This window comes from Janthinobacterium sp. SUN026 (assembly GCF_030397625.1).
Taxonomy (GTDB): Bacteria; Pseudomonadota; Gammaproteobacteria; order Burkholderiales; family Burkholderiaceae_D; genus Janthinobacterium; species Janthinobacterium kumbetense.
In genome coordinates this window covers 522,130-543,226 of record NZ_JAPQNU010000001.1, presented here as the reverse complement: position 1 = coordinate 543,226, position 21,097 = coordinate 522,130, and the positions used below count along the sequence as shown (strand labels likewise).

Here is a 21,097-nt window from a genome sequence, read left to right as displayed (position 1 = left end):
TGGTTTGATCGCGGCATGCGGCCAAAGTTCGCGGATAGCGCGGCGTATTTTTGCCCAAGTGCTGCTGTTTCCACAGGGAAAAATGCAGGAACAGGCGTAGGAGTCGGATGACACGAGGCAATGTTCCTAGCCTACATAAGCGCGTCGGCTCATCCGATGCCCGTGCGCAGCCCCCGGTTCTATAGTGGATACAAGATTCAGCACAACGCTAGCAAGCCAGAAAAGCAGCGCCATCCAACAAAATCAGAAGACGAGGCCCTACCATGTACAAAGCTTATAGCAACCTGACACCAGCAACGAATACCCATGCAGCCGTCCAGCACAACTGGCAAGCCGCTCCCGCCACGCCCATGATCAGCATCACGGGCGCGCAACAGAACGAATTGCTGCGCGCCTTGTCGCGCGCCGATCTGGAGCGCCTGTTTTGCCAACTGGAATTGGTCGCTTTGCCTGCCGGCAAGCACCTGTTCGACTGTGGCGGCAAGATTGAATACACGTACTTCCCCACCAACGCCATCGTTTCCCTGCTGTATGTGATGGAAGACGGCGCCACCACCGAGATCGCCGTCATCGGCCGCGAAGGCGTGGCCGGTGTGGTGCTGTACGAAGCCGAGCGCGCCACCTGCACGGCCATCGTGCAAACGGCCGGCTACGGTTACCGCCTGAAAACAGCCTTCCTGCGTGAAGTGTTCAATGAAGGCGGCGCGCTGGCGCAATTGCTGATGCGCTATACCAGCGCCATGTTTGCGCAAATGGCACAGAACGTGGTGGGCGGCCGTCATTGCAGCATCGAGCAAAAGCTGTGCCGCTGGCTGCTCGACCGCCTCGACCGTTCGCTGTCGAACGAGCTGAAGGTGACGCAAGACACCATGGCCAACATGCTGGGCGTGCGCCGCGAAAGCGTCACCGTCACGGCCCGCAAGCTGCAGGACGAAGGCTTGATCCAGTATCGCCGCGGCACGGTCGAAGTGCTCGACCGCGAAGGCCTGGAAGCGGCCGCCGGCAATTGCTACAAGGCAGCCCGCGCCGGTTTCGAACAATTCCGCAGCGGCATCAGCGCACACAACTAGGCTGAGGAAGTAAACAAATGCAGAGGGTTGCGGCAGGAAAGCAACACCTCGCACCGCCAGACTTGCCTTACAGCATTCCAGACTCTATCATCCTTGAAAAATTACCAATTAGAAACTTTAGTTTCAAATTGGAACATTTATCGCTTGGTTTGACTAACAACTGGAGTCCGTAAGCATGAAACAGCAACACTTGATCGCCGCCCTGCTAGCCGGCATGTTCTGCGCAAGCCAAGCCCAGGCAGAAATGGCCATCGCGGCCGACCTGGGCACGACTGGCGTCGGCGCGCACCTGAGCGTGCCACTGCAATCGAATCTGAATGCCCGTTTTGGCGTCGGCTTCCTGAACTACTCCTACGACTCCAGCACCGATGATGTCGACTACAAGCTGAAACTCAAGCTGCGCACCGTCGACGCCCTGCTCGACTACTTCCCCATGGACGGCGTCTTCCGCGTCAGCGCCGGCGTCGTGTACAACGGCAATAAAATCGATGCCAAAGGCAAGCCGAACAAAAACGGCAGCTACACACTGAACGGCAACACCTATACGGCAGCCAGCGCAGGCCAGCTGGACGGCACCATCGATTTCCGCAAGGTCGCGCCCTACATCGGCATCGGCTGGGGCAATCCGGCAAAGGAAGCGGGCTGGGGCATTTCCAGCGACATCGGTGTCTTGTTCCAGGGTTCGCCGAAAACCTCGCTGCGCAATACCGGCTGCGACCCATTGGTATGCGCCGCCCTGAAAACGGACGTTGCTGCTGAAAACGAAAAACTGGCCGACAAGGTCAAGGATTTCAAGGCTTACCCAGTGCTACGCATCAGCGCCAGCTACCGCTTCTAAGCACGCCGCCAGACACGAAGCCGTCAGGCAAAATACAAGGCACGCTACGGCGTGCCTTTTTCATGTCCTGGGCACCGGACAAGTACCGCAGGCCAGCTAATCAGCCGCAACAGTGGCAGCCGGCCACCAGCCCGGCCTGACATCGTCAAACGCGTGATAGTCGGGCGCAAAGGCCGCCCGGGCAGGATCATCAAAACTGCCCACCAGTAAGGCCACCGTCGGCGCATCGTCGATGGCGCCGATGGAACTGCCGCAGGCGGCGCAAAAGGCCCGGCTGGAATACTCGGAAGAACGGTATGTTGCCGGTGCACCGGCCGCCCCCGTCCAGTGCACTTGATCGCGCGCAAACTCCACCCACGCCACCGTCGGCGCGCCCGTATGCTGCTGGCAATTGCGGCAGGAACAGCTGTGCGGATTGCTGCCCTCGCCGGTCACTTCAAAGCGCACCGCGCCACATAGACAGCCGCCTGTTTGCACCACATTCTCCATCGCTTCTCCTCGTTTGCACCGTTGCGTGCCCTGCCAGCAGATACGTACCCGGTACAATATTGCCATAATCCCCCTGGCGCAGCCCAAAGTGCGTGGCGCCGGCACTATGAAAGAATAAATGGAAGACATCAATTGCGAAGGCTTGCCGCATATCCGCGTATTGGCAGGCGAAAACACCAGCGGTCCCGTGTATGAAACCCTGCCGGCGCGCCAGATCGACGAGCACGTCTACGAACTGCTGGCCTCGCCCGGCCTGACCCTGAACCTGGCACGCGGCGACATCGTCAACATCGCCGATCCGCTCGCCCCCGCCGAAGTACTGAAGCGCGGCGGCAACTTCTGCATCCATATCTACGACGCCGACGACGTGTCGCAAGAGGCAGTGGACCAGCTCGAGCGCGACGTGCAAAGCCAGCTGGGCGGCACCCTGGATGGCCAGTACAAGGGCAACCTCACCTTCAGCGTGCCGGGACACCACGGCATCTACAACGTCAACGGTCCCTTTGACGCCTTCCGTGTAGCGACGGGCGTGGAATGGTACTTTGCCAATATCTACGTCAACCTCGATGACGACGATGATGAAACCTTGCTCAACTGGTGGGTGGATAGGTAATCGCCACTCAAGAATCGGACTGCGGCCCGTCCTCGCCACCCGCCAGCGCCCCATGTGGCCGGCACCAGACGAACTTGCCTGTCACTGGCTGGTACAGCAAGGGACTTTCATCGGCAATGGCCAGCAAGCAAGGCCAGCATGCGGCAAGCGCGGCGGGTGTCAGCGCATAGGCGCGCGCCCGGCTGGCCATGAACAGGACGGGGGCCGCCACGGCAGCGTGAAAGTGGGAAGCGAGAAAGGCGGCCACGCGACCCGCCTGCGCCGGGTGTTCGCTGGAAACAGAGTCAAACTCGGCCAGCCAGTCCGGCCCCGATACCGTTGGCTGCAGGCGGTGTCCATCGCGCAACTGCATCGGGTGCATTTCATCGGGCTGGGCCGACACATGGCGCGCCCACAACTGCGCCGCGGCGTGGGGCGTCAGCGCTTGCACTTGCGCCCGCATCTGTGCGGGGTTGGAGAAATCGGCATCGAAGAACGGCCAGTCCGCTTCAGGTTGCAGCGGCCGGCCAGCATCGTCCTCCAAGACTCCTACGATTGACATATCTCAAGGTAGCGGCCCAGCACCTTGTCCATGCCTAACTCGATGCATTCGACCACCAGCGCGTGGCCGATCGACACTTCCAGGATGCCGGGAATGTCCAGGAAGCGCGCCAGGTTGTGCAAATCGAGGTCATGCCCGGCATTCACGCCCAGTCCCAGCGCCTGCGCCCGCCGCGCCGCCTGCAGATAGGTATCGAATACGGTATCGCCGTGCTCGCTACCATGGCTTTCGGCAAACCGCTCCGTGTACAGCTCGACCCGCGCCGCGCCCACTTCGCGCGCCCATTCCAGCGCCGGGTAGTCGGCATCGACAAACAGGCTGACGCGGATGCCCAGGTCATTCAATTCCGCAATGACGGGACGCAGCAGCGCTGCGTGCTGTTCGATGTCCCAGCCGTGATCGGACGTCAATTGCCCCGGCATGTCCGGCACCAGGGTGCATTGCGCCGGGCGCGCGCTTTTCACTATTTCCAGAAATTCCGCCGTCGGATACCCCTCCACATTCAGCTCGCGCCCCCGCTCCGCGCACAGGCGCTGCAACGGGGCAACATCGTCGTAGCGCGCATGGCGCTGGTCAGGGCGCGGATGCAAGGTGATGCCGGCGGCGCCCAGGTCGAGAAAGCGCGCGGAAAATGCGAGCAGATCCGGGAAGTTGCGGCCGCGCGAATTGCGCAGCAAGGCGATTTTATTGACGTTAACGGAGAGCTGGGTCATGTGCGGAAATGGAATGAAGGTAACAGGTGTGGCAGCGATTGTAGCGGATCGCCCGCGCAGGGCACGACCAACCGAACTCAGCGCTACGTGCTACGATGCAAGATAGATTTCCACGCTTTCAACAACACGCCATGAAATACAAATTATTCCTGTTTGACCTGGACGATACCCTGCTCGACTTCCGGGCGTCCGAAAAACGCTCGTTCCTGCACACCATGCACGAACTGGGCTTGCGCGACGGCATCGACGGCTTGTTTTCCCAATACCAGGCGATCAACGTCGACCTGTGGAAACGTTTCGAAACGGGTGACGTGAGCAAGGATTTCCTGAAGGTGGAGCGCTTCCGCAAGACGTTTGCACTGAACGACATCGCCATCGACCCGGAACTGGCCAGCCGGCTGTATCTGGATTCCCTGCCGGACACGGTCGTGCTCATCGATGGCGCCAAACAAGTGTGCGAAACCTTGTCGCGCATCGGCGAAGTGGGCATCATCACCAACGGCGTCGAGTCCATCCAGAACCGCCGCATCGCCGCCTCCGGCCTGGGCGACTACATTTCCTTCGTCGCCACCTCCGAAGCGTGCGGCCACGCCAAGCCGGATGTGCGTTTCTTCGAATACGCGGCCAACATGGCGCGCGCATGCAGCAAGGATACGACCATCATCATCGGCGACCGGCTGGACGCCGACATCCTGGGCGCCAACCGTTACGGCATCGACAGTTGCTGGTTCAACCCGGACAGCATGGCCAATACCTCGGCCGCCATCCCTACCTATGAAGTGGCCAGCCTGCAAGACATCGTGCCAGCGCTGGACGTGATGCAGATCAACTTGAAACAGGCTTGATCTTCAACAAAGGCTGCACCTGAAATACGTCGGCAGCGGCACGAAAACACGCCGCTGTTCGCGTACCATCATGACTCGTCCATCCTGATGCCAGCCCATGCCTTCCTATACCGTCCTGCTCGCCATTGCGGCCTTGCTCCTGCTCTTTGCCATGCTGGCCGTGCGCGGAAACGCGAAGTCCCGTGCGCCGCTGCGGCTGCACAAAAAACCCGTCATGACGGCGCGCGAGCAGCAGATGTACCACCTGCTGCAAACGGCCTTGCCGGAATGCACGGTGCTGGCGCAAGTGGCGTTTTCCGCGCTAGTGACGGCGAAGGGATGGGCGAACAGAAACCGTTTTGACCGCAAGGTGGCCGATTTTGTTTTGTGCAGCCAGCAACTGAACGTCATCGCCGTGATCGAGCTCGATGACAGCAGCCACAACGGCCGCGAACGCCAGGACAGGGAACGCGACGCCATGCTCAGGCTGGCCGGCTACGTGACCTTGCGCTATGCCAACTTCCCCACGCAGCAAGCGCTGCGCGCCGATGTCGAGCAACTGCTGCTGAAAAAAGCCGGCGTCGTATCGGCCTGATTACATCATCTAGACATCAATCGCGCGTCAGCACTTCCAGCAATTCAATCTCGAAGATCAAATTGGAGTTTGGCGGAATCAAGCCCACCTGCCGCTCGCCATACGCCAGCGCCGCCGGCACCCACAGCTTGCGCGTGCCGCCCACCTGCATGCCCTGCAAACCCAGAATCCAGCCCTGAATCACCTTGTTATTGCTCAACACGCAGCGAAATGGCTCGCCCCGCTTGTGCGACGAATCAAACTCCGTCCCATCTTCCAGCCAGCCCCGATAGTGCGCCGTAATCAGCGCACCGCGCGCCGCCGCCTTGCCGTCACCCACCACAATATCGTCCATCTTCACTTCAGCCGTCATCTCATTTCATCCTTGATAAATCGCAATGCCGCGATTGTACGACAGCACGAAAAAAGCCCCAGCAGTTGCCCGCCGGGGCTTGATCTATTGCTGCAAATTCTGGCGTGCCTCTCGTGAGTCGAACACGGTATCAACGGATTATGAGACACATGCTCTACCACTTACCGCCCAGCCCACACATAATTCCAAAACATTTTCTCAGGTTACACTAACGTTCAGAACTCATCAAGAAAATTAAAGAATTATGCATTGCCCTTCGCTGCCTTCATAAAATTAGTCGCTTGTTCAAACCCTTCAAACATAGAAATCATCTTATCTTCATCCAAAACAATATTTGAAAAAACAACCGCCTCAAATTTACTCAATATATCAGGACTCTTACTTCTAATATCTGTAGCGTAAGTGGCATAGCTTTGTACAAATTCGCACAATGTCTTCCGAAGCTCAATCTGAACAATTTGAGATTTACAAGAATCAGCATTCCTTAAAGAAATTCTAAAAAAATAAACCAACAATAGGGTCATGGACAATGATATTAGCGCAAGACTAGCAACGAACGGAATTTTTGAAAAATCAAAAGAATCAGGATGCAAAGCTATAACACTAAACTCCACAAAAAAAACAAGAAAAACAAGACAGCCAAAAATACGCATATTACACTGATAACCCTCTAAGTCCTTGACCTTCTTATCATACAGAACACTAAATCCCTTGTGCAAACCAACAAAATTAAAAGCATTCTCATACTCATCAAGTTTTCTCTTCAAATTATCAACGGTTGTGACATGAGCATCTAAAGTAGCACTCCAATTAAAAACTTTAGCTTTCACTTCCGATGCGATTTTCGGAACACTCCCCAAATATCCAATCTCTTTAGAATTCAATAAATTCTTAAGTATTGCCGTAGGCATCTTATTCTTAACGAAATCAATATGTGACTGATGATTAACGCCTAATTCACTATAGCAACTTTCAACATAACTTATAAATGAAGTCAACTCCAAAGCAACTTCATCAGGGGTGGAAACCTCCAACTCAGAAACCAATCTATAAAAAAGCACCAGATACAAATCCAAATGTTCCAAACCAACAGGCCGGTTTAAATCCCTCGTTTTTCCACCGATAGAATCACCAAACCATTGTATATTACAAGAGCACCGTAAGCTAAACTGCTCTCTATTGCTAGAAATAAAACCCATTATAGTAAGCAAATGAATCGCCTTATTATAAGAAGGTTGATTTGATTCACTTACATTACGGCAAAAATTCTCCAAACTGGAAAGCTCCAACATAACTTTTTCAGTTCTAAAAAAATCAATTTCACTCATACATCCCCCCAATTTATTTTTATCTAACAATACATGGAAAATTACCAGCATACTGAGCTAAATGAGCAGCCGAGAAATGAGCATATCGCCTTACCATCTGCGCACTCTCCCCCTAAATCTTGTAGTACATTTAGTGGCGTACCATTTTGCACATGCCAACTAGCCCAAGTATGCTGCAAATCATGCCATCGAAAGTCTTCAATTCCACAACGTTTTAACGCCTTATACCACGTAGCAGTTGTGACCTGGGCGACAGGTCCCCCCTTATAGCTAAATACCCGCACAGGATGCCTACCTAACTGCAAAGACAACACCCTTAACGCGTCAACATTCAACGGCACTGCGATCGCTCTCCGCGTTTTAGACTGATCTGGATGAATCAAAGCTACTCGACGAGACAAATCGACCTGCGACCAACACAGTCCAGTAACATTGCTCTTACGAAGACCAGTTGCAAGCGCAAATGCCGTCATTTCTGCAAGATGTGGAGGTAACTGCAAAAGAAGAGACTCAGCCTGAATTTTTGAAAGGTATCTAACTCGCCGTACGGGCTCTCGGAGCAAACGAACTTTAGGAATTATCGGAAGCCATTCCCAGTCTACTGAGGCACGGATCAATATTGAACGAAGCAGCGCGAGCATCCTATTTACCGTACCATTTTCGACACCCGTCGCAATTTTTTTAAGCGCCAACGAATCGACTACCGGCCGGGTGATATCGGCCAAAGGTAGGCCACTCAAATAGCGATCCAACCAACGAATAATGCACTGATCCGACTTCAAAAATGCCTTATCAGCCTTCTCAAGCAACCACCGAGGGGTGACAGGGTCAAATCCGTCATTCAGACACAAGCCCAACCATAGCCACATTGAACAACGATAATGGCCTATCGCGTACGTAATTGCGAATACAAGATCGAACGGTTGACAGAGTGCACGACGCCTCTTATGCACTCCATACCGCTGTAAAGATGAAATTAGTGAGGAAACCAGCTAGCTAATCCGAATGAAAAATCCTTGCGCTGATTGTCATGCGCATAAAAAAAGCCCCGGCAGTCACCCGCCGGGGCTCATTCTATTGCTGCAAATTCTGGTGGGCCTCCCGTGAGTCGAACACGGCACCAACGGATTATGAGTCCGCTGCTCTAACCAAGCATGAGCTAGAGGCCCGGGGACTGCGGCGTGGCGGCGCTGTTGATGCTCGCCTCGCGCGGCCGTTTTGGAAACGGACACGCGAGGATAGGGGTATCAGGGGCGCACGTCAAGCCCTATTGGCTTCTAGTTGCCTTCCAAGAAGCTTTTCAGCTTGTCGGAGCGCGATGGGTGGCGCAGCTTGCGCAGCGCCTTGGCTTCGATCTGGCGGATGCGCTCGCGCGTCACGTCAAATTGCTTGCCCACTTCTTCCAGGGTGTGGTCGGTGGACATCTCGATGCCGAAACGCATGCGCAGCACTTTCGCTTCGCGTGGCGTCAAAGAATCGAGCACGTCCTTGACCACGCCCCGCATGGACGCGTGCAGGGCCGCGTCGGCCGGCGCCAGGGTGTTGTTGTCCTCGATGAAGTCGCCCAGGTGGGAATCGTCGTCGTCGCCGATCGGCGTTTCCATCGAGATCGGTTCCTTGGCGATTTTCATGATCTTGCGGATCTTGTCCTCGGGCATCTCCATCTTGATCGCCAGGGTAGCCGGATCGGGCTCCGCGCCCGTTTCCTGCAGGATTTGGCGGGAAATCCGGTTCATCTTGTTGATCGTCTCGATCATGTGCACGGGAATGCGAATCGTGCGCGCCTGGTCGGCGATCGAGCGCGTGATGGCCTGGCGAATCCACCAGGTCGCATACGTGGAGAACTTGTAACCGCGGCGGTACTCGAACTTGTCGACGGCCTTCATCAGGCCGATATTGCCTTCCTGGATCAAATCGAGGAATTGCAGGCCGCGGTTCGTGTATTTCTTGGCGATCGAAATGACCAGGCGCAAGTTGGCCTCCGTCATTTCGCGTTTGGCCTTGCGCGCCTTCATTTCACCGGCCGCCATCTGGCGGTTGATGTTGCGCAAGTCCGGCAGCGGCAGCACGACCCTCGCCTGCAGGTCGATCAGGCGCTGCTGCAGTTCCTTGACGGTCGGAATGTTACGGCCCAGGATGGCGCTGTACGCGTGTCCTGCGTTGACTTCGCCATCGACCCAGTCCAGGTTGGTTTCATTGCCCGGAAAGACCTTGATGAAGTGGGCGCGCGGCATGCCGCAGCGGTTCACGGCCACGTCGAGGATCTGCTTCTCGATATGCCGCACTTCGTCGACCTGGCCGCGCAGGGTGTCGCACAGCTTTTCCACCACCTTGGCCGTGAAGCGGATGCCCAGCAATTCTTGCGATATGGCTTCCTGCGCCTTGGCGTACGGTTTCGAGTTGTAGCCTTCTTTTTCGAAGGCGCGGCGCATCTTGTCGAATTGCTGAGAAATGACGGCGAATTTTTCCAGCGCCGTGCGTTTCAGGGTTTCCAGCTGTTCCGCGGAGAAACCGGCGGCGCCCGACGCGCTCGCTTCTTCTTCCTCTTCTTCTTCCTCTTCTTCCGCTTCGCCTTCTTCCTCGTCTTCTTCGACGGGAGCGGCCACGACAGGGGCGGCGGCGACCGGCTCGTTTTCATCGACGAGACCGTCGACGATTTCGTCGATCTTGATCTCTTCGTTGGCGATGCGATCGGCGGCGGCGATGATTTCGGCGATCGTCACGGGACAGGCGGAAATGGCCTGGATCATGTCTTTCAAGCCATCTTCGATACGTTTGGCGATCTCGATCTCGCCTTCGCGCGTCAGCAGCTCGACCGAGCCCATTTCGCGCATGTACATGCGCACGGGGTCGGTGGTGCGACCAAAGTCGGAGTCGACGGTCGACAATGCGGCCTCGGCCGCTGCTTCCGCCTCGTCATCGCTGGTGACGACGGCAACGTTATCGGACAGCAACAACGTTTCCGCATCGGGCGCGTGCTCGTAGACGGCGATGCCCATGTCATTGAAGGTACCGATGATGCCTTCGATGGCTTCCGGATCGACGATGTTTTCAGGCAAGTGATCGTTGATTTCCGCGTACGTGAGGAAACCGCGTTCCTTGCCGAACTTGATCAGGGTCTTGAGTTTCTGGCGCCGGCGCTCGAGTTCTTCCTCGCTCGCTTCCGTATCGGACGAGAACGCGTCCTTCAGCAGCGCGCGCTCTTTCGCCTTGCGGTCCTTGGCCTTGGCCTTGTCGACGGCCTTCAGTTCGGCCCGCTCGACGGCGTTCAGGGCGGCGACTTCATCATTTTCTGGCTGGAATTCTTTTGGCTTGCGGCCGCGGCGGCCTGGCACTTTTACCGACGGCAAGACATAACCGGACGTATCGATGGCTGCCAGGGTGGCAGCGTCGGTGGTCTGGCTGACCACGGGCGCGCTGGTAACGCGCGCTTCTGGCCGGTCGAGCGCCTTTTCGGCTTTCGTGGTAACTTTAGTGGGCTTTGCAGCCGCTTTGGATTCGGGTTTCTTGATTGGCACAGGCGCTTTCGATTACACAACGACTTGCTTTACGGTGGATTAGGATAAAGTTTGCTGCCAGTTCCCTGTCTACCTGCGGGAACCACCATCTTCGAACCTGCCGACTACGCAAATTCGACACTGTTACGTTACTTACACCTCATCGGCCACGATCCGCGGGAAGCGCAGCAATTCCTGTCCACCGGCTGTTGCCAGCCGCCTCGGCAAAAATTCCTGCATCGACCGCGTTGGGAGCGAGAGCCTGGCGCGGCTTGCCAGCGTCTGCGAGCCTTGCCCGCAACGCCGAAAACGCCAGTTGGCCCTGGCTGCCGACACGATCCACCGCGCCGATCAAGAGCCTAACTTACTGAAAACAAATACTATTTACGAAACAGAACTAGCTTGCCAAAGCACACAATACTTAGCATTTAATTATAGCACGCGAAAAATGTTTTTCCAGTGCGCGCCATACCCTCAAGGCAAGGTTAGCGATTCACCAACTCGGCATCGCGCTCGCGCTCCAGCGCCCCCTGCTCCTGCATGATTTCGCGGTAGCGTACACCAATTTTCTCGGATGGCAAACCCGACGCAAACAATTGCTGCAATTCCGCCTTCAAGGCATTCAATTTGATCTCGCGGATGGTGCTCACCAGCCACGACAATTCGCTGTCGTAATCGGATTCCGTACCGGCCGCGATCTCGCCAATGATCTCGTCATACTCGCTGCCCAGCTCCTTCAACTGCTGCGCCAGCGCGGCAAAGCTGCCGTGCTCGCCCAGAGCCTGGCCCACGGCCACCAGTTGCCCCAGGCTGTGCGCCGCGTCCGGCCCCAGGTGCTGGAAGGCGGCCAGGGCGGCTTCGTCGATGCGCATCGTCAGGGGCGGATGCGCCACCAGCATGCGCATGATCTTCAATTCCAGGCCGACAGGCACGGGGCGGCCCGATTTCGGCGGCGCGCGGTGCGCCACGGCAACGGGTTTCGCCAGCTCGAACAGGGCTTCGATCTCGGCCGGCGTGGACTGCGTCAGCTGCGCCAGTCCCCGCACGATCTGCAGGCGCAGGGAGGACGGCGCCATCAGCTGCAGCAGCGGCTTGGCGTCGAACTGCACGCGGGCGCGCCCTTCCGGCTCCGACAGATCATGCTCACCCGACACTTCTTTCAGCAAAAACTGCGACAGCGGCATGGCTTCATGCACTTGCTGCTCAAAACCTTCGGCGCCGAATTCGCGGATGTAGCTGTCCGGATCGTGTTCCGACGGCAAGAACAGGAATTTGATGGTCTTGTTGTCCGACACGTGGGCCAGGCTCGCTTCCAGCGCGCGGCGCGCGGCGCGGCGGCCGGCCTTGTCGCCGTCGAAGCTGAAAATCACGTTGTCCGTCTGGCGCAGCAGTTTTTGCACGTGGGTGGGCGTGCACGCCGTGCCCAGGGTCGCCACGGCTTGCGGGAAACCCATCTGCGCCAAGGCAACGACGTCCATATAGCCTTCCGTCACCAGCACATAGCCGGCGTCGCGGATGGCCTGGCGCGCCTCGAACAAGCCATACAGTTCGAAACCCTTGGAAAACAAGGGGGTTTCCGGCGAGTTCAGGTATTTCGGTTCGCCATGGTCGAGCACGCGGCCGCCAAAGGCGATGACTTGCCCCTTGGTATTGCGAATCGGAAACATGATGCGTTCGCGGAAACGGTCGTAACGCTTGCGATTGTTGCCCTCTTCATCGACCTTGTCGATCACCAGGCCCGCTTCGGCCAGGGCTACCACGTCGTAGTCGGGGAAGACGGAACGCAGATTGTCCCAGCCGCCTGGCGCGAAGCCCATGCCGAAGCGAGCGGCCACTTCGCCCGTCAAGCCCCGGTTCTTGAGGTAGGCGATGGCTTCCGGTGCGTGGCGCAATTGCCCGCGATAATAATCGCACGCCTGCGTCATGGCGTCGGACAGGGCCAGGCTTTGCGCCTGGATCTGCGCGCGCTGGGCTGGCGGGATCTTGTCGTCCGCTTCCGGCACGACCATGCCCACGTTCTGCGCCAGGTCCTTGACGGCGTCGACAAAGCCCATGCCCGAGTACTCGATCAGGAAGCCGATCGAGGTGCCATGCGCACCACAGCCGAAGCAGTGATAGAACTGCTTGGTGGGGCTGACGGTAAAGCTGGGCGATTTTTCACTGTGGAACGGGCACAAGCCCATGAAATTGGCGCCACCTTTTTTCAGTTGCACATAGCGCCCCACGACATCGACGATATCGACGCGGTTGAGCAAATCGGAAATGAAGGATTGAGGTATCACTGGCTAGGGCGGGTCTTGTTATAGGTCAGACTATACTACCGCACGCGGCCTGAGGTTGAGCCAGGTCAACGTGTGGGCTGTTAACAGGCTGCCAGCGCGACGGCTGGCAGCCCTTGCTACTATTGTATGCTTACGCTGCCGGCGTCAAGGCTTTCTTGACCAGGGCGGACACCACCGTCATGTCGGCGCGACCAGCCAGCTTCGGCTTGACGATGGCCATGACCTTGCCCATGTCTTGCGGACCGGCGGCGCCCGAGGCGGCCACGGCGGCAGCCACTTCGGCCGCCACTTCTTCTTCCGACAGGCCGGCAGGCATGTAGCCGATCAGGTGCACCAGCTCGGCTTTTTCAATGTCGGCCAGGTCGGCACGGCCACCGGCTTCGAACTGGGTGATCGAATCCTTGCGCTGCTTGATCATCTTTTCCACGATGGCCGTCACGTGGGCATCCGTCAATTCGATGCGCTCGTCGACTTCCTTGCGCTTGATTTCCGCCAGCAACAGGCGAATCGTGCCCAGCTTGCCCGCTTCCTTGGCGCGCATGGCGTTTTTCATGTCTTCGGTAATTTGTTCTTTCAAGCTCATGGCAATCCTCGTGTTGGTAAGTAGGGCTCGATGCTGATCTGTGCACTCCAAGCAGGCAGCCACAAAAGCGAAAACCCGCTGCGGCGAACCGGAGCGGGTATGCGACTCATCTGAAGTATCACTTCAGGCGAATCAAAACAAAACCCGTGGCGAACAATGCGCCGAACTACCCGGGTTGGTTCTGACTGAACAGTCTTAGAATAATTTTTTCGGCAGTTGTTGGCTGCGGATGCGTTTGTAATGACGCTTGACAGCAGCTGCCAGCTTGCGCTTGCGCTCAGCTGTTGGCTTTTCGTAGAATTCGCGTGCGCGCAATTCGGTCAGCAGACCCGTTTTTTCGATGGTGCGTTTGAAGCGACGCATTGCGACTTCGAACGGCTCGTTTTCTTTAAGGCGAATAGTGGTCATGTAAAATTCAAACCGTTGAGGTGGTGTATAGGAAGAGATAGATAGTAGCAGCTTTTATTCGGAAAGGGAAGCCCCTCCCCCACTTGCGTGCGGCATGCAGCCTGCGGTCGCTGCCGGAATGTGGCGTAAACCACGCACCGGGGTCGGCGCACCGGGCGCCAGAACCCCATCCTACAGACTTGCTTACTGCAAGGCAATACCTGCCGCCACGCCGGAAGCCCAGGCCCACTGGAAGTTGTAACCGCCCAGCCAGCCCGTCACATCGACCGATTCGCCGATGAAATACAGGCCCGGCACCTTATTCGCCATCATGGTCTGCTGCGACAGTTCGCGCGTGTCGATGCCGCCACGCGTCACTTCCGCCTTGCGGTAGCCTTCGGAGCCGTTCGGCACGATGGACCAGGCATTGATGGCCTGGCCCAGCTTGCGCAGCTGCGCGTCGGGCATGTCGGCGATGCGCGCATCCGGCGCCAGGCCGTTGACGGCCAGCAAACAGTCGGCCAGGCGCTGCGGCAGCCATTGCGCGACGATATTGCCCAGCTGCTTCTTCAAGGTGCCCTTACCTTCGATCAAGGTCTGCGCCACGTCCACTTCCGGCAACAGGTTGACGACGATGGGCTCGCCCGGCAGCCAGTAGCTGGAAATTTGCAAGATCGCCGGACCCGACAAGCCGCGGTGCGTGAACAGCAAATCTTCGCGGAAACGCGCGCCCGTGGCCTTGCGGCCTTTCAGGCTGCCCGTTTCCACATCCACTTCCAGCGCGATGCCGGACAATTCCGCGAACGGCGCCCAGCTGGCCGGGTCGAACGTCAGTGGCACCAGGGCCGGACGGGGCTCGACCATCATCAAATCGAATTGTTTGGCGATGCGGTAGGCGAAATCCGTAGCGCCGATCTTCGGGATCGACAGGCCGCCCGTGGCGATGACGATGCTGGCCGTCTCGATGTCGCCGCTATCGGTCTGCAGCACGAAGCCGCCATCTTCTTGCTGGACAACATTGTCGATCTTGCACGGCATGCGCCAGTGCACGCCGCCAGCAGCGCACTCGTCCTTGAGCATCTCGATGATCTGTTCGGCCGATTCATTGCAGAATTGCTGGCCCTTGTGCTTTTCGTGGTAGCCGATCCGGTATTTTTTCACCAGCGCGAGGAAATCCTGCGGCGTGTAGCGCGACAGGACGCTCTTGCAGAAATGCGGATTTTCCGAGAGGAAATTTTGTGGCGTGGCGTTAATATTGGTGAAATTACACCGTCCGCCACCCGAGATGCGGATCTTTTCGGCCAGCTTGGCCGCGTGATCGATCAACACCACGCGCTTGCCTTGCTGGGCGGCAACAGCCGCACACATCATGCCGGCCGCGCCCGCGCCGATCACTGCCACATCAAATTGTTTTGCCATAAGAATTCCGGTCACCGCTGATTACAAAGACGCCATTGTAAACTGCGGCGGCGCGGCTAGCGCGGCCGTGCTGCAATCTGTCGCGACGCCATCAGGCATTGCTCCACCTGCTCGGCGATCGACGGCGGCACGGGCACCTCGCCGCGCAGCACGGCGGCGATCCAGGCGGCCGTGGTGGCTGCATCGCGCTCGGCCGGCAAGTGCGGCAACTCTTCCACCAGCAACTGTTTTTCCACCAGCACCGTGCGTTTGCTCCCGTGAAACCAGTCGATCTGCTGCGCCTTGTTGGCGTTGGCCACCGTTTCGCCTTCCGTGCCGCGCATCAGGAAAGCATCGCCGCGCGCAGGATCTGATGCAGTCAGGAAATATTCACCGAGCATTTCCAGGTATTCCGGGTGCGTGTACGACACCAGGCGCAGGGCGGGACCGGCGAACGGCTGCATGATTTTCACCAGGGTGTGCGTGGAATTGCGCACGCCCAGCACGCGCCGCAGGGACAGCATGTGTGCCAGACGCGGCGCCAGCGCGGCGATGGGCAGGAAGGCGGCTTCCCCGCGCGCCATGGCGGCCTCGGCCTGCGCATGGTCCGGCGAGGCGGGCACGCCCAGCGCGGCCAGCACTTCGGCCGTCGTGATGCGGCCCGGGTCGCTCGTCACGCCATGCACGAGCACGGGCGCCCCCGCGCGCGCCAGCAGCAGCGCCAGCAGGGCCGTCAGGTTGGCCATCTTGCGCGCGCCGTTGTAGCTGGGAATGATGATGGGCGCGAGTTCGCCGGCCGGCGCGGCCAGCGGGACGAATGACGCTTCGGCCGCGTCGAGGAAGCCGGCGATCTCGTCCACGGATTCGCCTTTGATGCGCATCGACAACAAAATGCCGCCCAATTCCAGGTCCGACACGCGGCCCTCGAGCATGGCGCGGTACAGGGCGCGGGCGTCATCGCGCGTCATGCTGCGCGCGCCGTTCTTGCCGCGTCCTATTTCCTTGATGAAACGTGCTGCGGGGAATGGCTCGCCGGCCACATCGGTATGGGGGATGGAAACAGTCGTCATGGCGCCAGTTTACACGGATTCTCCCCCTTGCAGACGGGCTGGAAGCCGCCATGGACGCCAATGCAACAGTCTTTCAAGCTATTTCTTGGATGGAACTGCATCCAAACGCGCCACCGCTGCGTATAAGACTGCACAGGAGGACTCATCATGGAACACGCAAGCAAACAGGAAACGGCCTTCGTCGGCATCGAAACGAGCAAGCTGCTGCTGAAAGCCGTGCTGCTTTCGGGCGGCGAAGTGCTGTGTAAGGTGCTGGAAAACGACATGGCCGGCTACCGCTGGCTGCGCAGCTGGCTGCAAAGGAACGACGTGTCCGTCATGGGCTTGCGCGTCTGCATGCGCGTGAACGAGCCGCACAGCGAGGCGGCCGCCAGCGCGCTGGCCGGCATGGGCATGCTGGTCTGCGATGCCGAGCCCGGCCGGCTGGAAGCGTATGCGCGCGGCTGCGGCCTGCCCGGCGGCGCGGTGCGCGGCGCCGTGGTGCTGGCCAAGTATTGCGCGGCGGCACGCCCTGTCCCCTGGACGCCGCCTTCGCCCGCCTACGTGGAGCTGCGCCAGTGGCTGCGCCGCCTGCAAGCCGTGCGGCAGCTGCGCCAGCAGGAAATGGCGCGCCTGGAAACCCATTTCCATGCGGGCCAGATTGCGCTGCATCAATTGCTGCGCCAGCAGATCGCCTGCCTCGATACGCAGATACGCCAGCACGAAAGCGCCATACTTGCGCATGTGCGGCGCCATCCCGGCCTGTCCCGGCCACCCGAGCTGGCCGGCAACTACCCGCGCATCGCCCGCTACAGCGTTGGCGCCAGCCTGGCCGGCGGCCATTGAGCGCCCGGAAGCAAGGGGCCGGCGGCGTGCCCGCCCTGCCATAAAAACAACTCAGCCATTCCCGTTTTGGCCCCATCCCCGCCGCCAGGCCGCATTTCCGCTACACTATTGCCTCTTAAAGAACGCAATAGCGAAAGCCGAGCCAGAATCATGAATACGCCAGACATCGAAAATATCAACGTCACCTCTTTCGCGCCCATGCCGACACCGGCCGAACTGCACGCCAAGCTGCCCCTGTCGGAAAGCGCCTTCGACACCGTCAGCCGCGGCCGCGAAGCGCTGCGCAACATCATCGACCGCAAGAACCAGCGCCTGTTCGTCGTCGTCGGCCCGTGCTCGATCCACGACCCCGTCGCCGGCCTCGATTACGCGCGCCGCCTGAAAGCGCTGCAAGAGGAAGTCAAGGACACGATGCTGCTGGTGATGCGCGTGTATTTCGAAAAACCGCGTACCACCACGGGCTGGAAGGGCTATATCAACGACCCGTACATGGACGACTCGTTCAAGGTCAACGAAGGCATGGAAAAGGCGCGCCAGTTCCTGCTCGACGTGTGCGAACTGGGCCTGCCCACCGCCACCGAAGCGCTGGACCCCATCTCGCCGCAATACCTGGGCGACCTGATCGCCTGGACGGCCATCGGCGCGCGCACCACGGAATCGCAGACGCACCGCGAAATGTCGTCCGGCCTGTCGACGCCCGTCGGCTTCAAGAACGGCACCGATGGCGACATCAGCATCGCCGTCAACGCCATCCTGTCGTCGGCGCACCCGCACTCCTTCCTGGGCATTAACGGCGAAGGCAATGTGGCCATCGTGCGCACGCGCGGCAACGCGTACGGCCACGTCGTGCTGCGCGGCGGCGACGGCCGCCCGAACTACGATTCCGTGTCGATCGCCATCGCCGAACAGGCGCTGGCCAAGGCCAAGCTGCCCGCCAACCTGGTGGTCGACTGCTCGCACGCGAACAGCTACAAGAAGCCGGAACTGCAACCGCTGGTGATGGCCGACGTGGTCAACCAGATCCGCCAGGGCAACCGCTCGCTGGTGGGCGTGATGATCGAATCGAACATCGTCGGCGGCAACCAGAAGATCCCGCAAGACCTGTCGCAACTGACCTACGGCTGCTCCGTCACCGACGGCTGCATCGACTGGGACACGACGGCGACCATGCTGCGCGACGCGCATGCGCACTTGTTGAACCGCCCGGCGTAAGCCTCTCGCGGAGACCAAAAACGGCGCCCTGTGCGCCGTTTTTTTTCACACTGCCATCTGCACATGCGGCAGCACGGCGAACGATCCCGCCAGCGCCTGTTCCGCCTTGCTGGCCGGGATATTGAGTTCATTGACGTCCAGGTAGATGCGCCCGTCCAGGATGCGCACGGCGTACGTGCGCGCCATGCCCTGCACCGGCGCCACCAGGCGCCCCGAATCGAGCTCGATGATCCAGCTGTTCTTCGGTCCCATCAGGTTTTTCTCCATCAGCACCCCGTGCGCCAGCGGGCCTCCCAGGCAAGGCACCGTGTCGAGCAGCGCGTACACCGTGTCATCCAGGGCGCGAAACAGCGCCACGCCCGGTAAATCCTGCCAGGCCAGGCCCCGCTGCACCATGCGCGCACCCGCCGGCGGCATGTCCTTCAGGCGGCAAATCATTTTCCATTGTTCCGACATCGCTAGCTCCCTTGAGAAAGGCACACGCCTGTCTAAGCAAGAGCGGTGCCAGTGCCGCACGGGCAAAAAATGGCCAACATGCAGGGGGAAACCCCGCCGCCGCGCACTGCGCAAGTGCACACTGCCGCCGAAATGGTGCGCCCGCCGCACGGTGGACCAGCCGGCTTTCCTTTACAATGGCGGATTACTCCTCCCTATTTAGCACCTTCATGATTGTTCTTGGCGTCGAATCCTCCTGTGACGAAACCGGCCTGGCCTTGTACGACACGCAACGCGGCCTGCTGTCGCACGCCCTCTACTCGCAAGTAGCCATGCACGAGCAATATGGGGGCGTGGTGCCGGAACTGGCGTCGCGCGACCATATCCGCCGCGCCATCCCGCTGCTCGAAGAAACCCTGGCCAAGGCCGGCATCACCCTGCCCGAGATCGACGCCATCGCCTACACGCAGGGTCCCGGCCTGGCCGGAGCGCTGCTGGTCGGGTCGTCCGTCGCCTGCAGCCTGGGCCTGGCCATCAACAAGCCGGTGCTGGGCATCCACCACCTGGAAGGCCATCTGCTGTCGCCGCTGCTGGCGTCCGAGCCGCCGGAATTCCCCTTCATCGCCTTGCTGGTGTCCGGCGGCCATACGCAGCTGATGCGCGTCGATGGCGTCGGCCAGTACACGATGCTGGGCGAAACGCTCGATGACGCGGCCGGCGAAGCGTTCGACAAATCGGCCAAGCTGCTGGGACTGGGCTATCCGGGCGGCCCCGCCATTTCGCGCCTGGCCGAATTCGGCGACCCGCTGGCCTACAAGCTGCCGCGCCCGATGCTGCACTCGAAGGATTTCAATTTCAGTTTCTCCGGTTTGAAGACAGCCGTGCTGACGGTGGTCAAGAACCATGAAGAAAAAGTCATCGCGAATATCTGCGAACAGGACAAGGCGAATATCGCGCGCGGCTTCGTCGACGCCATCGTCGACGTGCTGACGGCCAAATGCGTGGCGGCCCTCAAGCACACGGGCTTGAAACGCCTGGTGATCGCCGGCGGCGTGGGCGCCAACGCGCAATTGCGCGCCTCGCTCAACGCGGCCGCCGCCAAGAAGCGCTTCAAGGTGTATTACCCGGAGCTGGAATTCTGTACCGATAACGGCGCCATGATCGCCTTTGCCGGCGCCATGCGCCTGCAAATCAACCCGCAGGCGGCCAAGCACGATTACTCGTTCAACGTGCGCCCGCGCTGGCCGCTGGACGAAATCCGCGAAGTCTGATCACTCCAGCAGGAAATTGCGCGCGCCCGCCAGGGCCGCGCCTTCCGCCACCGTTTCATCCTTCAAGCCCACGCCCGACAGCTGCCGGCTGAACGCCTGCGAAAGCAGATAATGCAGCCGGTACGCGGCCTGCGCATACGCCAGCCCTTCCGGGCGCACGTTCGAGATGCAGTTGCGGCGCTCGTCCAGCAAGCCTGTTTTTGGCGCCCACGTCAGGTACAGGCCCAGACTGTCCGGGGAACTGAGGCCCGGCCGCTCGCCGATCAGCACCAGCACGGCGTGCGCCTTCAGCAACTCCCCTATTTCGTCGCCGATGGCCACCCGTCCCTGCGCCACGATGTGCAGCGGCGACAGCGTCCACGCTTCCAGCGCCAGCCGTTCGCGCAAGGCGACCAGGAACGGCGCCGCGTGGCGCTGCACGGCCAGCGCCGACAGGCCATCGGCCGCCACCAGCGCCAGGTCGACTCCCCTGGCGCCGGCGGCCAGCCGCACGCGTGAAGCGTCGTCGAGGCGGCGGCCCAGGTCGGGCCGCTGCAGGTAGTCGGCACGCGTGGCGGCGGCGCTGTGCAGCTGCACGCTGGCCAGCCCCTGTTCTGTCAGCGTCTGCGCCAGGGCGCCGCCATCGAGCGCCAAGTGCACGGCGTCGCGCGCCTGCGCGTGGGCCAGCTGGAACGCCAGCTGCGCGCTGGTCGGCACGCTCACGCCGCGGCGCCCCAGCGCGATGCGCGCCGCCGTATGCGCGCGCAGCGCCTGCCACGGGCTTTTCTCGTCCAT

At 59.7% G+C, this 21,097-nt stretch carries 22 protein-coding genes and 1 tRNA gene; 8 read left to right on the top strand and 15 right to left on the bottom strand.

Features of this window, described 5'->3' with window-relative positions:
• Window positions 1–350 precede the first annotated feature (350 nt).
• Together OX459_RS02565 and OX459_RS02560 are read left to right on the top strand one after the other, a co-directional pair.
• Entirely contained in the window at window positions 351–1,070 is a 720-nt protein-coding gene (locus OX459_RS02565; RefSeq protein WP_035828139.1) for a Crp/Fnr family transcriptional regulator, read from the top strand.
• Window positions 1,071–1,245: 175 nt separating this feature from the next.
• Complete coding sequence (locus OX459_RS02560; RefSeq protein WP_289903681.1) at window positions 1,246–1,908, top strand: hypothetical protein; 663 nt, start codon at window positions 1,246–1,248, stop codon at window positions 1,906–1,908.
• A 96-nt stretch (window positions 1,909–2,004) separates the two neighbouring features.
• On the opposite strand, the gene OX459_RS02555 is transcribed toward OX459_RS02560, so the two are convergent.
• The gene (locus OX459_RS02555; protein ID WP_289903680.1) at window positions 2,005–2,397 is read right to left on the bottom strand and encodes a GFA family protein; all 393 of its coding nucleotides are present in this window, start codon (window positions 2,395–2,397) and stop codon (window positions 2,005–2,007) included.
• Between the two features lie 118 nt (window positions 2,398–2,515).
• On the opposite strand from OX459_RS02555, the gene OX459_RS02550 reads away from it, so the two are divergent.
• Window positions 2,516–3,010, top strand: a complete 495-nt coding sequence (locus OX459_RS02550; protein ID WP_289903677.1) for a DUF4265 domain-containing protein — start codon at window positions 2,516–2,518, stop codon at window positions 3,008–3,010.
• A 7-nt stretch (window positions 3,011–3,017) separates the two neighbouring features.
• On the opposite strand, the gene OX459_RS02545 is transcribed toward OX459_RS02550, so the two are convergent.
• Together OX459_RS02545 and OX459_RS02540 are read right to left on the bottom strand one after the other, a co-directional pair.
• Entirely contained in the window at window positions 3,018–3,533 is a 516-nt protein-coding gene (locus OX459_RS02545) for a DUF2947 family protein (protein ID WP_289903675.1), read from the bottom strand.
• Between the two features lie 5 nt (window positions 3,534–3,538).
• Window positions 3,539–4,264 carry a pyridoxine 5'-phosphate synthase gene (locus OX459_RS02540; protein WP_289903673.1) on the bottom strand — a complete coding sequence of 242 codons (726 nt, stop codon included), beginning with the start codon at window positions 4,262–4,264 and terminating at the stop codon, window positions 3,539–3,541.
• 131 nt (window positions 4,265–4,395) lie between these two features.
• On the opposite strand from OX459_RS02540, the gene OX459_RS02535 reads away from it, so the two are divergent.
• On the top strand, window positions 4,396–5,109 hold the full coding sequence (locus tag OX459_RS02535; protein WP_289903671.1) for a YjjG family noncanonical pyrimidine nucleotidase: 714 nt from the start codon (window positions 4,396–4,398) through the stop codon (window positions 5,107–5,109).
• 97 nt (window positions 5,110–5,206) lie between these two features.
• Entirely contained in the window at window positions 5,207–5,683 is a 477-nt protein-coding gene (locus OX459_RS02530; RefSeq protein WP_289903670.1) for a DUF2726 domain-containing protein, read from the top strand.
• 16 nt (window positions 5,684–5,699) lie between these two features.
• Here the strand turns inward: OX459_RS02530 and OX459_RS02525 are convergent, their stop codons facing one another.
• The 10 genes from OX459_RS02525 to ybiB form a co-directional block, all read right to left on the bottom strand.
• Window positions 5,700–6,035: an FKBP-type peptidyl-prolyl cis-trans isomerase gene (locus tag OX459_RS02525; protein WP_289903668.1), complete on the bottom strand. Its 336-nt coding sequence runs from the start codon at window positions 6,033–6,035 to the stop codon at window positions 5,700–5,702.
• Between the two features lie 242 nt (window positions 6,036–6,277).
• On the bottom strand, window positions 6,278–7,363 hold the full coding sequence (locus tag OX459_RS02520) for a hypothetical protein (protein ID WP_289903667.1): 1,086 nt from the start codon (window positions 7,361–7,363) through the stop codon (window positions 6,278–6,280).
• Window positions 7,364–7,404: 41 nt separating this feature from the next.
• Complete coding sequence (locus OX459_RS02515) at window positions 7,405–7,836, bottom strand: site-specific integrase (protein ID WP_289904809.1); 432 nt, start codon at window positions 7,834–7,836, stop codon at window positions 7,405–7,407.
• Between the two features lie 617 nt (window positions 7,837–8,453).
• A tRNA-Ile gene (locus OX459_RS02510) sits at window positions 8,454–8,532 on the bottom strand.
• Between the two features lie 108 nt (window positions 8,533–8,640).
• Window positions 8,641–10,881 carry an RNA polymerase sigma factor RpoD gene (rpoD, locus tag OX459_RS02505; protein WP_099666644.1) on the bottom strand — a complete coding sequence of 747 codons (2,241 nt, stop codon included), beginning with the start codon at window positions 10,879–10,881 and terminating at the stop codon, window positions 8,641–8,643.
• A 464-nt stretch (window positions 10,882–11,345) separates the two neighbouring features.
• A complete protein-coding gene (gene dnaG / locus OX459_RS02500; protein ID WP_099666643.1) occupies window positions 11,346–13,142 on the bottom strand; it encodes a DNA primase in 1,797 nt (598 codons plus the stop codon).
• A gap of 130 nt (window positions 13,143–13,272) precedes the next feature.
• Window positions 13,273–13,725 (bottom strand): GatB/YqeY domain-containing protein, encoded by a 453-nt coding sequence (locus OX459_RS02495; RefSeq protein WP_076567823.1) that lies wholly within the window; start codon window positions 13,723–13,725, stop codon window positions 13,273–13,275.
• 195 nt (window positions 13,726–13,920) lie between these two features.
• Complete coding sequence (gene rpsU, locus OX459_RS02490; RefSeq protein WP_008451879.1) at window positions 13,921–14,133, bottom strand: 30S ribosomal protein S21; 213 nt, start codon at window positions 14,131–14,133, stop codon at window positions 13,921–13,923.
• Between the two features lie 183 nt (window positions 14,134–14,316).
• Entirely contained in the window at window positions 14,317–15,531 is a 1,215-nt protein-coding gene (locus OX459_RS02485) for an NAD(P)/FAD-dependent oxidoreductase (RefSeq protein ID WP_289903665.1), read from the bottom strand.
• Window positions 15,532–15,587: 56 nt separating this feature from the next.
• Window positions 15,588–16,580, bottom strand: a complete 993-nt coding sequence (ybiB, locus tag OX459_RS02480; protein WP_289903663.1) for a DNA-binding protein YbiB — start codon at window positions 16,578–16,580, stop codon at window positions 15,588–15,590.
• A 147-nt stretch (window positions 16,581–16,727) separates the two neighbouring features.
• Here ybiB and OX459_RS02475 point away from each other — a divergent pair, with 147 nt between their 5' ends.
• Window positions 16,728–17,405 (top strand): hypothetical protein, encoded by a 678-nt coding sequence (locus tag OX459_RS02475; protein ID WP_289903662.1) that lies wholly within the window; start codon window positions 16,728–16,730, stop codon window positions 17,403–17,405.
• A gap of 150 nt (window positions 17,406–17,555) precedes the next feature.
• The gene (locus OX459_RS02470; RefSeq protein ID WP_289903661.1) at window positions 17,556–18,617 is read left to right on the top strand and encodes a 3-deoxy-7-phosphoheptulonate synthase; all 1,062 of its coding nucleotides are present in this window, start codon (window positions 17,556–17,558) and stop codon (window positions 18,615–18,617) included.
• A 45-nt stretch (window positions 18,618–18,662) separates the two neighbouring features.
• Here OX459_RS02470 and OX459_RS02465 read toward each other — a convergent pair whose 3' ends face one another.
• A complete protein-coding gene (locus tag OX459_RS02465) occupies window positions 18,663–19,073 on the bottom strand; it encodes a nitrite reductase (NAD(P)H) small subunit (protein ID WP_099666638.1) in 411 nt (136 codons plus the stop codon).
• Between the two features lie 209 nt (window positions 19,074–19,282).
• Between OX459_RS02465 and tsaD the strand changes: the two genes are divergently transcribed.
• Window positions 19,283–20,323, top strand: a complete 1,041-nt coding sequence (tsaD, locus tag OX459_RS02460; RefSeq protein ID WP_099666637.1) for a tRNA (adenosine(37)-N6)-threonylcarbamoyltransferase complex transferase subunit TsaD — start codon at window positions 19,283–19,285, stop codon at window positions 20,321–20,323.
• On the opposite strand, the gene eutC is transcribed toward tsaD, so the two are convergent.
• A complete protein-coding gene (gene eutC / locus OX459_RS02455) occupies window positions 20,324–21,097 on the bottom strand; it encodes an ethanolamine ammonia-lyase subunit EutC (protein WP_289903659.1) in 774 nt (257 codons plus the stop codon).

Excerpts from the sequence above, each read along its gene's own strand:
- OX459_RS02565 (WP_035828139.1), top strand. The coding sequence starts at position 351 with ATGATCAGCATCACGGGCGCGCAACAGAACGAATTGCTGCGCGCCTTG.
- OX459_RS02560 (WP_289903681.1), top strand. The coding sequence starts at position 1,246 with ATGAAACAGCAACACTTGATCGCCGCCCTGCTAGCCGGCATGTTCTGC.
- OX459_RS02555 (WP_289903680.1), bottom strand. The coding sequence starts at position 2,397 with ATGGAGAATGTGGTGCAAACAGGCGGCTGTCTATGTGGCGCGGTGCGC.
- OX459_RS02550 (WP_289903677.1), top strand. The coding sequence starts at position 2,516 with ATGGAAGACATCAATTGCGAAGGCTTGCCGCATATCCGCGTATTGGCA.
- OX459_RS02540 (WP_289903673.1), bottom strand. The coding sequence starts at position 4,264 with ATGACCCAGCTCTCCGTTAACGTCAATAAAATCGCCTTGCTGCGCAAT.
- OX459_RS02535 (WP_289903671.1), top strand. The coding sequence starts at position 4,396 with ATGAAATACAAATTATTCCTGTTTGACCTGGACGATACCCTGCTCGAC.
- OX459_RS02530 (WP_289903670.1), top strand. The coding sequence starts at position 5,207 with ATGCCTTCCTATACCGTCCTGCTCGCCATTGCGGCCTTGCTCCTGCTC.
- OX459_RS02525 (WP_289903668.1), bottom strand. The coding sequence starts at position 6,035 with ATGACGGCTGAAGTGAAGATGGACGATATTGTGGTGGGTGACGGCAAG.
- OX459_RS02520 (WP_289903667.1), bottom strand. The coding sequence starts at position 7,363 with ATGAGTGAAATTGATTTTTTTAGAACTGAAAAAGTTATGTTGGAGCTT.
- OX459_RS02515 (WP_289904809.1), bottom strand. The coding sequence starts at position 7,836 with ATGACGGCATTTGCGCTTGCAACTGGTCTTCGTAAGAGCAATGTTACT.
- OX459_RS02495 (WP_076567823.1), bottom strand. The coding sequence starts at position 13,725 with ATGAGCTTGAAAGAACAAATTACCGAAGACATGAAAAACGCCATGCGC.
- rpsU (WP_008451879.1), bottom strand. The coding sequence starts at position 14,133 with ATGACCACTATTCGCCTTAAAGAAAACGAGCCGTTCGAAGTCGCAATG.
- OX459_RS02485 (WP_289903665.1), bottom strand. The coding sequence starts at position 15,531 with ATGGCAAAACAATTTGATGTGGCAGTGATCGGCGCGGGCGCGGCCGGC.
- ybiB (WP_289903663.1), bottom strand. The coding sequence starts at position 16,580 with ATGACGACTGTTTCCATCCCCCATACCGATGTGGCCGGCGAGCCATTC.
- OX459_RS02475 (WP_289903662.1), top strand. The coding sequence starts at position 16,728 with ATGGAACACGCAAGCAAACAGGAAACGGCCTTCGTCGGCATCGAAACG.
- OX459_RS02470 (WP_289903661.1), top strand. The coding sequence starts at position 17,556 with ATGAATACGCCAGACATCGAAAATATCAACGTCACCTCTTTCGCGCCC.
- OX459_RS02465 (WP_099666638.1), bottom strand. The coding sequence starts at position 19,073 with ATGTCGGAACAATGGAAAATGATTTGCCGCCTGAAGGACATGCCGCCG.
- tsaD (WP_099666637.1), top strand. The coding sequence starts at position 19,283 with ATGATTGTTCTTGGCGTCGAATCCTCCTGTGACGAAACCGGCCTGGCC.
- eutC (WP_289903659.1), bottom strand. The coding sequence starts at position 21,097 with ATGGACGAGAAAAGCCCGTGGCAGGCGCTGCGCGCGCATACGGCGGCG.